Source organism: Streptomyces purpurascens, assembly GCF_045040895.1.
Lineage (GTDB): Bacteria > Actinomycetota > Actinomycetes > Streptomycetales > Streptomycetaceae > Streptomyces > Streptomyces purpurascens.
Genome location: NZ_CP108341.1, coordinates 1,456,289 through 1,471,472 on the forward strand (window position 1 = coordinate 1,456,289; position 15,184 = coordinate 1,471,472).

The window sequence follows — 15,184 nt, forward strand, 5'->3', positions numbered from 1 at the left end:
CCCGGCTACCTCGGCGCCACCAACCGAAGCTGCACCAGACCCAGCCACGTCTCGGGCCCCGGCTGCACCCGAGCCGCCCGAACCGCATAACGCCCCGGCTCCAGAACAACCCGCACACGGTCGCTCCCCGAAGGCTCGCCCCCAGGCCAGGCCGCGTCGAACAGAAGGACGGCCCCGGGCACGTCCCAGCTGACCTCCGGCTCCCACTCAGCCGAATCGACAGCCACCGGCACACTCGCCAGCAACTCGCCCTCGGAGTTGCCCGCACACCACCGCACGAACACGCCCTGGTCGGGCAGATAGGCCGTCGAGGCGGGCTCGTCGCCCAGCACCAGCGCCGTGCAGTCGCCGACCGGCAGCAACCCGACGTGTCCGTCCACCTCACAGGCCCGGTCGTAGTCGGACGCCGTCTCCTCGCCGTCCGCGCCCGCCCAGAACGGCAGAACCGTCTCGGGCACCGCTATCAGCGGTCCGCCGCCCGACTCCACCCACTCCACCGTGCCCGGCTCCGCGTATCGCACCATGAGGCAAGAACCTACAACGCTGACTCGCCGCACCGTGCCGCGGGTTAGGGCCTTCTCACAAACCCCCCTGAATGCCGCGCTGCCGCAGCACCGACCCGGACCGGCCCTTCACGACCTCCAGCTGTGCGTGGATCCGCCGTCGCAGGTCGGCCACATGGCTGACGATGCCGACGCTGCGGTCGCGTTCGCGCAGGGAGTCGAGGACGTCGAGGACCTCGTCCAGGGTCTGGTCGTCGAGGCTGCCGAAGCCCTCGTCGATGAAGAGGGTGTCCAGCCGCACGCCGCCCGCCTCGTCCGTGACGACGTCCGCGAGGCCGAGGGCGAGGGCGAGCGAGGCGAAGAACGTCTCGCCGCCCGACAGGGTCGCCGTGTCCCGCTCGCGTCCGGTCCACGCGTCGACGACATGCAGTCCGAGTCCGCTGCGCCCGCGCCCGGTGCGGTCGTCGGAGTGGACGAGGGTGTAGCGGCCGGAGGACATGCGCCGCAGCCGTACGGTCGCGGCGGCGGCGACCTGTTCCAGCCGGGCCGCGAGGACGTACGACTCCAGGCGCATCCGGCGTTCGTTGTCCGCCGAGGTGCCGGCGGTGAGGCCTGCCATGCGGGCGACCCGGTCATACTCCTCGCGCAGCGGCGCCAGTCGGTGCACGGAGGCGGTCGCCCGGGCGGACAGCCGGTCGAGTTCGGCGCAGCGCCGGGCGGCGGCGTCCTGTGCGGAGGCGGCGTCGCGGGTCCGCCGGTCCGCTGCGGAGGCGGCCCGCTCGGCGCTCTCCAGGTCGGCGGGCCGCTGCCGGGCGGCGGCCGCGGTGTCCGCCTCGGCGAGGACGGCCCGTGCGGTGGCCTCCTCGGTCTGCCAGGCGTCCAGCCGCCGTTGCAGCTCGCGGTGGACGGCGTCGTCGAGGAGGGCGTCGGCCGCGGCCTGCGGGGTCTCGAAGCCGGCGCGGAAGGCGGCGTCGGCGAGCCGGGCGTCGGCGTCCTTGAGCCGCTGGGCGGTGTCCTCGGCGGCGCGGGCGGTGTCGGCGGCGTCCGTGAGCAGCGCGGCCCGCCGCTCCAGCTGCGCGGCCCGCGCGGCGACGCTGTCCAGGGTGCCCCTCGCCCGGTCCAGTTCCTCCTCCAGGCCGGCCCGTTCCCGGTCCAGCCGCTCCCGGTGTCCGACCCGGGCGGCGGTCCGCACGGCGGCCTCCTGCCGGGCGGCGACGCGCCGTTCCTGCTCGTGCCCGGCCTGCCGCAGCCGTTCCCGCGCGGAGTGCAGCTCGGCGGCGCCACGGCGGGCCTGCTCGTACTGCTCCTCCAACTCCTCGACTTCGTCGGAGAGTTGCCCGGTGGGTGTGTCACCGGCCTCGGCGGTGGCCGCCGCCAGCGCCTCCCGTACGTCGCCCAGCCGCCGTTCGTCCGCGGTGCGCTGTTCGTCGGCGCGCTGGTAGGCGGCCAGGGCGTGTTCCTCGGCCTCGCGGTCGACGTGCCCGGCGACCTTGCGGGCGGGGGCGGGGTGTTCGGTGGCACCGCAGACGGCGCAGGGCTCGCCGTCGGTGAGGTGCGCGGCCAGTTCGGCGGCGATGCCGGTCAGGCGCTGTTCCTTGAGGTCGAGCCAGTGCTGCTTGGCGCGCAGCATCCGCTCCTGTGCGTCCCGGGCCCGGACGACGGCCTCGTCGGTGTCCTGGGTGAGCCGGTCGCGCCGCCGGGCCGCCGCCAGCCGCTGCCGCGCGGGGTCGCGCCGTACGGCGAGCTGTTCGGCGAGGGAGGCGGCCTGCTGCGCGGAGTCCACCCGGGCCTGGAGACCGGCGCTGGTCTCCTCCCAGCCGTCGAGCCACTCCTCCGCCTCCCGCAGGACGTCCGCGTCGGCGCGCTCCTCGCGGTCCAGGCCGGAGCGTTCGTCGAGGAGTTCGACCAGCCGGCGCTCGGCGCGGCGGGCCGAGTCCAGCCCGCCCAGTTCCTCGGCGGCCCGGCGTGCGGCCGTCGCGAGTCCGGCCGCGCCCGCGTCTGTGAAGCTCTCGGGCAGCAGGGCTCGCGCGCGTGCCTCGGCTGCGGCCGCCCGCCGGTGTTCGGCGTCGGCGGACTCCCGCAGGTCCAGGGCGGGCGCGACCCTCTCGGCCTTGCGGGCCCGCTCCATGCGCGCCTGCGCCTCCCGGTACGCCTCGGCGCCCTCCTCCAGGCGCGTCATCCGCTCCCGCGCCTCGGCGAACCGCCGCTGGAGCCGGGCGAGTTCGCGTACGTCGTCGAGGACGTGGCCGGCGGCGGCCCGCGCTGACTCGGCGGCGGTGAGCGTGCAGTCGGCGACGGTGAGCTGTTCCCGGGCGGTACTGCGGGCGACGGCGGCGGCGCCCAGCACGGCCTCGGCCAGCCCGGGTTCGCCAGGATCCAGGTCCGGCAGCTCCATGGCGTCGCCCGCGGCCTGCTGCATACGGTGGGCGTCGGCCAGCAGCGCGGCGTCGCCCTCCCGCACCTGGGCCTCGGTGGCACGGCGGCGCTCGGCGAGGCGCTTCTCGACGTCGGCGAAGCGCCGGGTGTCGAACAGGCGGCCGAGCAGCTTGCCCCGGGCCTCGGCGTCGGCGCGCAGGAACCGGGCGAAGTCGCCCTGGGGCAACAGCACGACCTGGCAGAACTGCTCCCGGCTCATGCCGAGCAGCTGGGTGACCTCCTCGCCGATCTCCTGGTGGGAGCGGCTGAGGTCCTTCCAGGCCGCGGCCGTCGCGTCGTACTCGTGGAGCCAGGTCTGGGCCTTGTCGAGTGTCGTGCCGGTCCCGCGTTTCTTGGGGCGCTCCCAGGGCGGCTGGCGGGTGACCTCCAACCGGCGTCCGTCGACGGTGAGTTCGAGGGCGACCTCGGTGCGGGTCGCGGGTGCGGCGTGGTCGCTGCGCAGGGTCGCGCCCTGTCCGCCGCCCTGCCGGGCGCCCGGCACCGAGCCGTACAGGGCGTAGCACACGGCGTCGAGGACGGACGTCTTGCCCGCGCCGGTCGGTCCGTGCAGCAGGAACAGCCCGGCCGTCGACAGCTCGTCGAAGTCGACGGTCTGGGTGCCTCCGAAGGGGCCGAAGGCGGTGACCGTGAGCCGGTGCAGCCTCACCGGGCCACCTCCCGTACGGTCTCGTCGGCCCGGACCGCGTCGAACGCGTCCCGCAGCACGCCCTGTTCGTGCGCGTCGGGTCCGGCGCCGCGCACATGGGCGACGAAGTCCTCCGCGATCTGCTGGTCGCTGCGGCCGGCGAGGCGCCGGGCGTACGACACGTCGGGGTCGTCCTCGGTGCGGTCGGGGTCGAAGACGAGGCTGAGCGTGTGCGGGAAGCGCTCGGTGAGCCGGGCCATCGGGTCGGCCGGGCGGACCGGGTCGGTGAGTGTCGCCTCGACCCACGACTCCTCGTGCCGTGTCTGCTCCGGGTCGGCGAGCAGGTCCTCCAGCGTGCCCCGGATCCGGGCGAGGGGGCGCGGCACCGGGCAGTCGACGCGCTCGGCGCTGACAGATCCGTCCTGGCCCAGGTCGACGAGCCACATGCTCTTGCGGTGCTGGGCCTCGGAGAAGGAGTAGGGCAAAGGAGAACCGGAATAACGGACGCGCTCGGTGAGGGTCTGGCAGCCGTGCAGATGCCCGAGCGCCACGTAGTCGACGCCGTCGAACACGCCCGCGGGCACCGCGGCCACGCCGCCGACGGTGATGTCCCGTTCGCTGTCGCTGGGCTCGCCGCCGGTGACGAAGGCGTGCGCGAGGACGACGGAGCGGGTGCCGGGCGCGCGGGTGGCGAGGTCGGCGCGGACCCGGTCCATGGCGGCGGCCAGCACGGCCTCGTGCCCGGCCCTCTCCACGCCGAACTCGTCCTTCACCAGGGCCGGTTCGAGGTACGGCAGCCCGTAGAAGGCGACCTCGCCGTGGGCGTCGGCCAGCACCACCGGGGTACCGGCGGCCGACGGATCGGTCCGCAGATGGATACCGGCCCGCCCGATCAGGCCCGCGCCGACCCCCAGACGGCGGGCCGAGTCGTGGTTCCCGGAGATCATCACGGTCGGCACGCCGAGGTCGGCGAGCCGGTGCAGGGCGTCGTCGAACAGCTCGACCGCGGCGAGCGGCGGAACCGCCCGGTCGTAGACGTCCCCGGACACGACCACCGCGTCCACGGCCCGCTCCCGCACGGTCGCGACGAGCCGGCCGATGAACTCGGCCTGGGCGCCGAGCATGTTCACCCGGTGGAACGACCGGCCGAGGTGCCAGTCGGATGTGTGCAGCAGTCTCACGACACCGCTCCGACCCGCATGCCTCTCCCCGCTACCGCTCCACGACCAGCGCGAGCCAGGACGGCTCACTGTCAGACCCACCACGCTAACGCGTGTGGGCACCTGGTCCACCACGAACCTCGGCCTGCCACTGCCTTCTTCTGCGGCGATTCAGCGGACATATCCTCATCTATGCCGCAGTACTGTCATTCCGGCGCGATGTCGTACTCGCGCATCCACCGGTCGAGGTACAGGGCGGTCTCCAGCCCGTTGCGGCGCAGCTGTGTGTCGTAGTGGCCCTGGGGGTGGTCGAGCATGCGGCCGAGCTCGGTGGCGTCGACGATGTCGAAGGCGGGAGAGGAGCGGTCGGCGAGCAGCGCCTGGGTCCGGGCCCGCAGGTCCTTCTCGTAGAGCCGGTCGGCGGTGGTCGGGTAGGGGCTCTTCCTTCGCTCCAGGACGGACCTGGGCACGATGTCCCGGGTGGCCCGCTTGAGGAGGCCCTTGGGGTCGCCGTCGGGTGTCTTGAGGTCCCAGGGCGTGTTGTGCACGTACTCGACGAGCCGGTGGTCGCAGAAGGGCACGCGGACCTCCAGTCCGGCGGCCATGCTGAGCCGGTCCTTGCGGTCGAGCAGCGCGGGCAGCCAGCGGGTGAGGTGCAGGTGGCTGATCTCACGCATGCGGCGCTCCGACGGGGAGTCGCCGGGCAGGTGCTCGACCTCCCCGAGGGCCTCCTGGTAGCGGTCCGCGCGGTACTGCTCGAAGCGGGTGGCCGCCCGGAAGGCCGGGGAGAGCAGCTCGGGTGTGATCAGCTGCATACGGCTGAGCCAGGGGAACGCCGCCGCCTCGATGACGGCCGGGTCGTGGAACCACGCGTAGCCGCCGAAGACCTCGTCGGCCGACTCGCCGGACAGGGCGACGGTGGAGTGCTCGCGTATCCCCCGGAACAGCAGGTGCAGCGAGGTGTCGACGTCGCCGAAGGTGTACGGCAGGTCATGGGCGCGCAGGACCGCGTCGCGGTTGGCGTCTCGGGTGAGCTCGTCGGCGGACAGCTCGATGAGCCGGTGGTCGGTGCCGATGTGCCGTGCGGCTTCGAGGGCATAGGGGGAGTCGCGCTCCGGCCGGAAGTCGCTGGCCTTGAAGTCGGCTTCGCTGCCGGTGAAGTCCACCGCGAAGGAGCGCACGGGCGGTTCGCCGGCGCGGGCCTGCACCCGGGCGGCCAGCGCGGTGAGCACCGTGGAGTCCAGTCCGCCGGAGAGCAGGGTGCACAGCGGCACGTCGGTGACCATCTGGCGGGAGACGGTGTCCTCCAGCAGGGCCCGCACGGTGTCCGCCGCGGTGCCGAGGTCGTCCTCGTGCGGCTGCCGCCCCAGACTCCAGTACCTCTCGGTCCGCAGCCCCTCGCGGTCGTGGACGGCGACGCAGCCCGGCGGCACTTCCTCGATGTCCCGGTAGGGGGTGACGCCCGGCGACTTCATCAAGCCGAGGAGGTCGGCGAGTCCCTGGCTGTCGAGCCGGGCACGGAAGCGCGGGTGGGCGAGGATCGCCTTCGGTTCGGAGCCGAACAGCACACCGGTCCCGAGCCGTGCGACGTAGAGGGGCTTGATGCCGAGACGGTCGCGCACCAGGAGAAGACGCTCCTCGCGCTCGTCCCACAGCGCGAAGGCGAACATGCCGTTGAGGCGCCTGACGAAGTCCTGGCCCCACTGGAGATAGGCGTGCAGGACGACCTCGGTGTCCGAGCGGGTGCGGAAGGTGTGACCGAACCCACGGAGTTCCTCCCGGAGTTCGCGGAAGTTGTACACCTCGCCGCTGTAACTGAGCACCACGGCCGGCCTGTCCCCGGCGGGCCGGTCCGGCTCGGCGGGCCCCACCATGGGCTGCCTGCCGCCTTCCGGATCGATGATCGCCAGCCGGCGATGTCCGAGGACCGCGTGCGTGCCGACGTGGATTCCGGCGGCGTCCGGCCCTCGGCAGGCCATGGTCCGCACCATCCGTTCTACGCCGTCCACCTCCCGTGTGAGGTCGAGTCCTACGTCGGCCCAGCCTGCGATTCCGCACATGAGAAAGCTCCAACCGGATTCGGATGAGGGTTGCGGACTGCCGGGTAAAACGGCGTGCGATATGCGCTCCAACAGGGCACGAAACCCGCTGTTCGGGCTCGATTAACCGCAGCTTCAAAATGACGCCGGTTTCCCCTCGACGCTCGTCGAGACTAGGCCGGAAAACCAACTCGGGCAACGTACTCGGCAGTAGCCGCTTTACAGCGCCACCAAGGTCGTCGATTTTCGGTCGCACAGGGCTAGTTGAGCCCCCCAGGGCCGGTTGCACGGCTCACCTTTAGTGCTATACGTTCGCTGTGGGTCGGGCTCCTGACCCCTGCGCCACACCCTGAGCTGTGGCTTCCCGACCCTCGCAGGGCGGCCCGTCGAGACCGACGCCACGGGCGCGTACAGCCCCTCCTTCTTCCCGGCTGTGCGCAAGCGACAAGCGATAATTGAGCGAGGTTCGTGTGATCCTGCACACCGACAAACGCCAGACAATACTTCGTGAGGCACAGGACGAGATAAGGGAGAATCAAGGCCGCATCCCGGCCGAGTACTTCTACACGGAAAAGCTCTCCGCGGCTTGGCAACGCGCGCGCGGAACAAGGGCTTACGGCGCAGGTGAGAGCCGCGCCGATATCGGGGAGTTCTCCCTCGACCGTTTCCGGGACCTGCCCGTGACGCCGCGCGAGTCACTCAAGGCGCGGCCCCTGGACTTCGCGGCGGTATCGCCGACGGAGGCCTCGAAGTACTACGAGACCACCGGCACCACGGGGCAGCCCACGCCCACCCCGCGCCGGGCCGAGGACACCATCTGGAACACCGTCTCGGTGGCCGAGGCGTGGCGCCCGCTGCTCGGCTCCGACGAGCGCGTGGTGATCCTGCTGCCGTCCGACATCGTCCCGGTGGCGGATCTGGTCGCCGGGGTCTGCGAGTACCTCGACCACGCGCACATCCGGGCCTATCCGTTCGCCACGGGCATCTCCGACTGGGACCGGCTGGAGTCGATGTGGCGCACCTACCGCCCCACCACGGTGTTCGTCGCCCCGGGCGTGGCCCTCCAGTTCACCCGGCTGCTGGCCCAGCGCGGGCAGCTGGACGAACTCAACTCCTCGGTCGAGCGGCTGATGCTGCTCGGCGAGGTCAACACCGCTCCCTTCCGCGCCCGGCTGGGCCGGTGGTGGAACGCCGATGTCTACGACGCCAGTTACGGCAGCACGGAGACCGGCACGCTGGCCGCCGCCTGCGCGCACGGCCGCCAGCACCTGCTGCCGGCCGCCACCTACTTCGAACTCGCCACGCCCGAGGGCGTCGTCCCGCTGCACGACCGGGGCGGCCACGAGCAGGGACGGCTCGTCGTCACCCCGCTCAACGCGCACGCCAGGCCGCTGCTGCGGCTCGACACCGGCGACGAGGTGTCCGTCGAGGCGGACTGCCCGTGCGGCAGCGCGGCGCCCGGGATCACCGTCCACGGACGCTCGAGCGACGGCCTGCGCGTGCGCGGCACGCCGCTGTCGGTACGTGCCGTCGAGGAGGTCGTCTACGGCGTCACCGACGCCACCGGCTACCTGCTGGAGGTGGACAGCGAGGGCACCTACGCCCGGCTGCTCCTGGAGCGCGGCATCGGCGCCGGGCGGGACGGCGAGCCCGAGGAGTGCCGGCGCGTCCAGGCCAGGTCCGAGGAGCTGCTGGGGCTGCGCTGGGACGGAGTGGTGTTCGTCAACTCCCTGCCCGCCAACACCAAGAGCGGAGCCTCGCAGAAGAGCTGGAAGCGGTCCAACATCCGGGAAGTGGAGGTCGCGCGATGACCGCCACCGTGACGACGACCGCCCCCCGCGCGCCGCGGGGCCGGGGTGTGTCAGGCGGCGAACCCGACCTGTGGTGCACCTATGCCGCCGTGCGGACGCTGGCCTGGCTGGACCGCGGCGACACCGTCACCGACCCGGACGGCACCGCCGCCTATCTGACCGGCCGGCGCAACGCCGACGGCGGTTACGCCTGGAGCCGGGGCATGCTCTCCGACGCCTGGGCCACCTTCTACTGCACCCAGGCGCTGCGCGACATGGGCCGCCCGGTGCCCGGCACCGAGGCCACCGCCCGCTGGCTGGAGCGCACCTGGTCCGGCGACGCCTACGCGATGCTCCCCGGGCAGGCCCCGGACGTGTGGGCCACCCACTTCTCCGCCCGCACGGCCGTCGAACTGTGCGGCGGCCCGGTGCCCGACCGCGCCCGGCTGCTGGACTGGCTGAGCCGGCTCCAGTGCGCCGAGGGCGGACTGAGCTGGTCCCCCGAGGACGCCCGGCGCGGCAAGGCCGACGTACGGGCCTGCTACTACGGGGTGATGGCCTGGCGGGCCGCCACGGACAACGGCGCCTCGGGAGAGCCGCCGTGGGACGTGGATGCGCTCGCCGACTGGTTGCGCGACCGCCAGGGCGAGGAGGGCGGCTTCCGGTTCGCGCCCGCCGCCGAGGTGCCCTGCCTGTGGGCGACGTACCGGGCCGTGGGCGCGCTCGCGGCGCTCGGCCGGACGCCTCGTGATCCCGACGGCTGCCAGGAGTGGGTCATGCGCCGGCGCGGGCCCTCCGGCGCCTTCGTCCGCTGGGACGGGTACGACGTCGAGGACGTCTGGGCCTCCTTCTGTGCCGTGGGCACGCTCAAGGCGCTCGGCGCGCCCCTCGCCCCCGTCGCCGACGCCGTCACCGCCCGCATCGCCGAACTGGGCTGCCCCGGGGGCGGCTACACCTACCGGGAACCCGGGGTCGCGGCAGACGCCCTGTCCACGGCCGCCGCCGTGCTCTCGGCCGGCCCCGCGGCCCCGCGCCCGGACGAGGTGCGCTGGCTGGAGGGCTGCCAACTGCCCAACGAGGGCGGCGTGATGTACATGCCGGGCCGGGGCAGTGAGGTGCGCTGCACCCTGTGGGCCCTCGCGGCCGGAGCGTTCGCCGAGGACCGGGCGGCCCGGCACCGGATCGCCGACTGGCTGGCCGAACTCCAGAACGCCGACGGCGGGTTCGGCTACTGGGAAGGGCGCGGGTCCGACCTGGTGTCCACGGCCGCCGCGGTGGAGACGGCGGCCCTGCTCGGCGGACCGGACGGGCTCGGCCTCGACCTCGCCGGCGCCCTCGCCTTCGTCGACTCCTGCCGCACCGCCGAGGGTGAGCCGTTCGCGCACGGCAACGTGCCGGGCGCCGAACCGGGCCTGCGCCCGGCCCTTCAGGCCCAGCGCGTCCGGCTGCTCCTCGGCCCCGGCCTCGCCCCGCCCGACGAGGCCCGCGAGGCCGTCGGCGTCCTGCTCGCCCGCCATCGCGTGCGCGGCGGCGGCTACGCGGGCGAGGGCAACCGGGTCCCCGACCTGCTGTCCACCTACGAGGCGGTGCTGGCGGCCGACCGGGCCGGGCTCGCTCTCGACACCGGGCACGTCTCCGCGTTCACCGACCGGGTGCGCGGCACCGACGGCACCGCCTGGAGCCCGCTGGCCCCCGGCGGCGGAGGGCCGCTCGCCGACTGTCTCGGCACCCTGCTGACCCGGCGCCTGGCCGCGGACCCCGGCGCGCTGCCGGCCCTCGCCCTGTCCTGAACCGCCGAACCGGAGACCACGTGCCCACGATCACCATCCGTACCCCCGAACTCCCCGTACCCCGCCGTCGCGCCGTCGCGCTGCGCCTCACCCGCTGGCTCACCGCCCAGGGCGTCCAGGCCGGTCACGTCGTCGTGCGTTTTGAACCCACCGAGGAGAGCACGGTCTTCTCCGGCGGGATGCCGGTCGAGGCCCTGCCGCACGACGGGGACGCCGACGGCTCCGTCCCGCGCCACGCGTCGGTGACGTGCTGTGTGGGACCCGACCGCGACGACGCCTTCCGCGACGGGCTCGCCCGTTGCGTCACCGAGGCGCTCGGCGCCGACGCCCGAACCCCCTTCTGCTACCTGGAGTTCCGGCCGACCTCGCCCTCCGACGTCTACCTCGGCGCCGGCGAGGGGCTGCGCCGGGCCGACGGCACCGCCGTGGGACCCGCGCCGGCCGCCGCCGTCTGACCGCACCGGCGCCCGCACCTCACCACCCCATGTACCACCAGCAAGGAGTACGACCATGACCACGACCCTCCCCTCCCGCGAAGAGATCCACGACCGGACCCGTGCCGTCCTGGCCACCCGCATCGGCGACGCCTTCACCGATGTCCCCTCCGACGCCGAACTCCAGACGGCGCTCGGTGAGCGCTACGACAGCCTCACCGCCATGGAGTGCATCTCCGCCATCGAGAGCGAGTTCGGGATCGAGGTGGACTTCGTCGCCGACGACGTCCGCTTCTGGTTCTCCAGCGTGGAGCGGATGGTGCGCTTCACCCACGAGCGCCTGGAGGACACGGCGGCCCTCGGGCTCGGGAGCTGACCGTGCCGGACATCGCCTTCGCCACCTCCGGCAGCACCGGCCCGCCGGTGACCTGGCTGCGCACCGAGGCCCAGTTACACGCCGAGGCGGCGCTGGTGCACGACGTGGTGCTGGGTTCCGCCCGGTTCGGCCGCATCGTGTCGTACGCGCCTCCCGGCCACCTCTACGGCCGGCTGTACGGGCGGGAGCTGCCCCGGCTCGAGGACGTCCCGGTGACCGGACTGTGGGACGAGCCCCTCACCGTGCCGCCGCTCGACGACGGCGTTCCCACTCTGCTGGTCTGTCTGCCCTCCACGTGGCAGCTGCTCGCCCGGCACACGGCGGCCCTGGCCCGGCACGGCCGGGTGACGGCCCTGCACAGCACCGGCCCGGCCACGCCTGCGGCCCACCAGGTCGCCGAACGCCTCGCGGACACCGGCTTCCGGGCGTACGAGCTGCTCGGCTCCACCGAGACCGGGGCCGTCGCCCACCGCCCGGTCGCCGGTGAGCACACGGGAGGCCTGCCCTGGCGCCTGCTGCCCGACGTGGAGGTGCTGCCCGGCGGCGTCGCGGACGGCGACGGAACGGTCCAGCGGCTGAGGGTCACCAGTCCTCGGCTGGCCCGCCGTACCGGCACCGAAGCGCCCCCGGACGACTGGGAGTTGCCCGATCTCGTCGCGCCGGTGACTCCGCGCACCTTCCACCATGTGGGGCGAGCGTCCCGGCTGGTCAAGGTGAACGGAGTGCGCTGCGACCTGGCCCGCGTGGAGGACCTGGCCCGCGCCGGCTGCCCCGGCCTCGACCTCGTCTGCGCGCCGGTCAGCGACCCGGTCCGGGGAGAGCACTACGAGGTGTTCTACGCCGGGCCCGCGTCGGTCGACCCGGCGGAGCTGCGCCGGCGGCTGGGGCGGCTCCCCTCGGGGCTGCCCGCGCCGCGCGCCGTGCACCGCGTACCCCGTATCCCCCGCAGCGCCACCGGCAAGGTCCTCACCGCCGAGCTCACCGCCACCGCACACCCCGCCCAGGAGGCCGAGCATGTCTGAAGCCCCCACACCGCAGGACGCGATCACCGACTACGCGCACAAGGCGCGCTGGAACACCGCGCCCGAGGCGCCGCGGCCGGGCGCACCGATGGCGCTGCCGTTGCCGGAGAGGGTGGCGGCCCGGACCCGGGGCGCGCTGACCGCCGAGGAGTGGCGCACCGCGGAGGCCGACTGGTCGGACCGGGCCGACGCCCGCTACCGGGCGACCGTCCAGCGCGCCCCGCTCGGCACGGACGCCCCACCGGTGCGCGTGGGGGTGAAGGACACCGTGGACGTCGCCGGTCTCCCCACCCGGCTGGGCCTGCGGGGCCACCGTCACCACGCCCGCGCCTCGAACCCGGCGATCGCCGCCCTGCCGCCCGAACTCGCGGCCGTGACCGCCAAAGTCGTCACCACCGAGCTCAACATCGGGGTGGGGTCGGAGTGCGTCAACCCGTACATTCCGCGGATCGACCCGGGCGGCTCCAGCACCGGTACGGCCGTGTCGGTGGCCGCCGGCATCTGCGACCTCGGCCTCGGCACGGACGTGCTGGGCTCGGTGCGCTGGCCCGCCGGGCAGTGCGGAACGGTGGGACTGCGGATGACGCAGCGCCCCTCCCTGCTGGAGGGGGTCTTCCCGCTCTCCCCGCCGATGGACGCCCTCGGCTGGGTCACCCGCGGCGCGGCGGACCTCGCGTACCTGTGGCCGCTCCTCGGACTCGACCGGCTCGGCTCGCAGCGCCCGGCCGGCGAGGGCCCGTACCGGATCGGTGTCGTCGCGAACGCCGAAGGGCCCGAGGGCACCTGCGGGCCCGTCATGCGCGGGGCGCTGGAGACGGCCTGTGGGCATCTGGAGGCGAGCGGTCAGAAGGTCGGCCCGGTGCGGGCCGACGACCTGTGGGCGCTGCGCGGACCCGCCTGGGAGCTGTGCGCGCGGCAGGCCTGGGACGCCTACCAGGTGTGGCGGCCCTGGGTGCCCGCCGACCTGCACGAGACCACCCGGGGCGCGCTGGAGGTGGGTGCCAAGGTCACGGACGAGCGCTACGCCTGGATCCTGGAGCGCCTGGCGCACACCCGCGCCACGGTCGAGGGCGACTTCGACGCCGCGGGCGTCGACGCCTGGCTGCTGCCCCTGGACCCGGCCGCCCCGCCGGACCTGGCCGCCGCCGACGCCCGGATGTCGACCATCCCGTCCCCCGAGGACCCCGACTACGACCTGCGCGTGGCCTACACACCGCTCGCCAGCTTCGCCGGGCTGCCCGCGCTCACCCTGCCCGTCGCCCGGGACGAGCGCGGCGCGCCGCTGTGCGTCCAGCTCATCGCCCGCCGCGACCACGAACCGCTGCTGATCCGGCTGGCCGGACTGCTGGAGGAGGCGGTCGGCCCGCTCGGCTTCCGGCCGAGCTGAGACGGCGGGCCCGCACATCCGCCCACCCCAGGACGACGGAAGGCAGTCATGCCCCTCCCCCGCTCATCCGACGACAGCCGATCGCCCGACACCCGGGTGCGTGCCCTGCTGGACCGCAGCACCGCCCCACTGGAACCGACATCCGCCGAACAGACCCGTATGGCGGCGGCCCGCCGCACCCTGGCCGGCCTCGACGGCTCCCGGCACGTCTACGGCGTCACCCACGGCTTTGGACCGCTGGTGGACCATCCCGCCGACCCGGACCCGGCCCGTCAGGGGACCGGCCTCATCTCCCACCTGGCCACCGGGCAGGGGGATCCGCTGCCGCCCGAGGTGACCCGCACCATGGTCTGGCTACGGCTGCGCGGCATGGCCCTGGGGCACTCCGCCGTCGCGCCGGAGACATGGCGGCGCCTCGCCGACCTGGTGAACGCGGGCTTCGTCCCCGTGGTGCCGAGCGAAGGCAGCCTGAGTGCGAGCGGCGACCTGGTGCCCCTGGCCCACGCCGCACTGGCGTTCGCCGCGGACGGCGCGGGACAGGCATGGTGCCAGGGCCCCGCGGACGGGTGGCGGCGTGAGGACGCGTCGGCCGTACTGGCCGCCCTGGACCTGCCGCCCGTCGAATGGGAGGCCCGGTCGGCACTCGCCTTCGTCAACGGCAGCAGCGCCTGCCTGGCCCGCGCCCTGCACACCCACCGGGAACTCGGCGCGCTCACCCGGGCCGCCGCGGTGGTCACCGGCCGTACGGCCGCCCTGCTCGGCGCCTCGGGCGAACCCTACGAGGACGCTCTCCAGCGGGTGCGCAACCAGCCCGGGCAGCGCACGGCCGCCGCGTGGATCCGGGCCGAACGCACCGCCTCCGGCGCCGGGACCGGCACGGCCCCCGGCCCGGACCGGCCGCTCCAGGAGCGCTATTCGCTGCGGTGCGCCCCGCAGGTCCTGGGGGCCGTCCTGGACCAACTGGATCTCCAGGGCTCGGTCCTGGCCGACGAGGCCGAGGGGTGCAGCGACAACCCCGTGCTCGTCGACGGCACCCTGCTGCACGGCGGCAACTTCCACGCCGCGCCCGTCGCGTTCGTCTCCGAGACGCACGCCTGCGGTGTCCACCAGGTGGCCCACCTGCTGGAGCGGCAGCTCGCCCTGGTGCTGGACCCGGCCGCCAACGGCGGTCTGCCGCCGCTGCTGACGCCGCGGCCCGGCGCCGGGAGCGGCTTCGCGGGGGTGCAGATCGCCGCGAGTTCCCATCTGAGCCGGCTGCGTCAGCTGGGCCATCCGGCGTCTATGACGGCCGTACCGACCAATCTGCACAACCAGGACCAGGTGCCGCTCGCCCTCAACAGCGCCAACGCCGTCGCTCAGATGACCGAACGGGCCTGGTGGATCCTCGGCTCACTGCTCCTCGCGGTCAACCAGCTCGCCCACCTGACGGGACACCAGGACCGGGAGGAGGGACGGCTGTGGCGGGAGCTGCGGGAGGAGTTCCCGCCCCTGGACCGGGACCGTCCGCTCGCCGAGGAGATCACCAGGGCGGCCGGGCGGGCCCGGGCCCGATTCCTGCCGCTCGCCGTCACCGACCCCGACGCCACCCACGCGGAAGCCCGTCACGCCGCGGCGGTGTGACG

Annotated in this window: 11 protein-coding genes; 7 read left to right on the forward strand and 4 right to left on the reverse strand. The window is 74.1% G+C overall.

The annotated features are described in order from the left end of the window. Positions 1–5 precede the first annotated feature (5 nt). The 4 genes from OHU35_RS06620 to asnB form a co-directional block, all read right to left on the reverse strand. On the reverse strand, positions 6–524 hold the full coding sequence (locus OHU35_RS06620; protein WP_189724473.1) for an immunity 21 family protein: 519 nt from the start codon (positions 522–524) through the stop codon (positions 6–8). A gap of 55 nt (positions 525–579) precedes the next feature. Beyond that, complete coding sequence (locus OHU35_RS06625) at positions 580–3,585, reverse strand: AAA family ATPase (protein ID WP_405505008.1); 3,006 nt, start codon at positions 3,583–3,585, stop codon at positions 580–582. Further along, positions 3,582–4,745: an exonuclease SbcCD subunit D gene (locus OHU35_RS06630; protein WP_359894949.1), complete on the reverse strand. Its 1,164-nt coding sequence runs from the start codon at positions 4,743–4,745 to the stop codon at positions 3,582–3,584. Before OHU35_RS06630 ends, OHU35_RS06625 begins: the two co-directional genes overlap by 4 nt. Positions 4,746–4,930: 185 nt before the next feature. Then, positions 4,931–6,784, reverse strand: a complete 1,854-nt coding sequence (gene asnB / locus OHU35_RS06635; RefSeq protein ID WP_405505010.1) for an asparagine synthase (glutamine-hydrolyzing) — start codon at positions 6,782–6,784, stop codon at positions 4,931–4,933. 434 nt (positions 6,785–7,218) lie between these two features. Between asnB and OHU35_RS06640 the strand changes: the two genes are divergently transcribed. The 7 genes from OHU35_RS06640 to OHU35_RS06670 are packed head-to-tail and all read left to right on the forward strand — an operon-like array spanning position 7,219 to position 15,182. Further along, entirely contained in the window at positions 7,219–8,574 is a 1,356-nt protein-coding gene (locus tag OHU35_RS06640) for a phenylacetate--CoA ligase family protein (protein WP_229872950.1), read from the forward strand. Then, entirely contained in the window at positions 8,571–10,343 is a 1,773-nt protein-coding gene (locus OHU35_RS06645; RefSeq protein WP_405505011.1) for a prenyltransferase/squalene oxidase repeat-containing protein, read from the forward strand. The genes OHU35_RS06640 and OHU35_RS06645 overlap by 4 nt, the downstream gene beginning before the upstream one ends. Positions 10,344–10,363: 20 nt before the next feature. Further along, the gene (locus tag OHU35_RS06650) at positions 10,364–10,798 is read left to right on the forward strand and encodes a hypothetical protein (RefSeq protein WP_189724478.1); all 435 of its coding nucleotides are present in this window, start codon (positions 10,364–10,366) and stop codon (positions 10,796–10,798) included. Between the two features lie 55 nt (positions 10,799–10,853). Further along, a complete protein-coding gene (locus OHU35_RS06655) occupies positions 10,854–11,153 on the forward strand; it encodes an acyl carrier protein (protein ID WP_405505012.1) in 300 nt (99 codons plus the stop codon). Between the two features lie 2 nt (positions 11,154–11,155). Next, a complete protein-coding gene (locus OHU35_RS06660) occupies positions 11,156–12,175 on the forward strand; it encodes an acyl-CoA synthetase (protein ID WP_189724480.1) in 1,020 nt (339 codons plus the stop codon). Next, positions 12,168–13,562, forward strand: a complete 1,395-nt coding sequence (locus OHU35_RS06665) for an amidase family protein (protein WP_405505013.1) — start codon at positions 12,168–12,170, stop codon at positions 13,560–13,562. The genes OHU35_RS06660 and OHU35_RS06665 overlap by 8 nt, the downstream gene beginning before the upstream one ends. 48 nt (positions 13,563–13,610) lie before the next feature. Then, positions 13,611–15,182, forward strand: coding sequence for an aromatic amino acid lyase (locus OHU35_RS06670; RefSeq protein WP_405505014.1), 1,572 nt, complete (start codon positions 13,611–13,613; stop codon positions 15,180–15,182). The last annotated feature ends 2 nt before the right edge of the window (positions 15,183–15,184 follow it).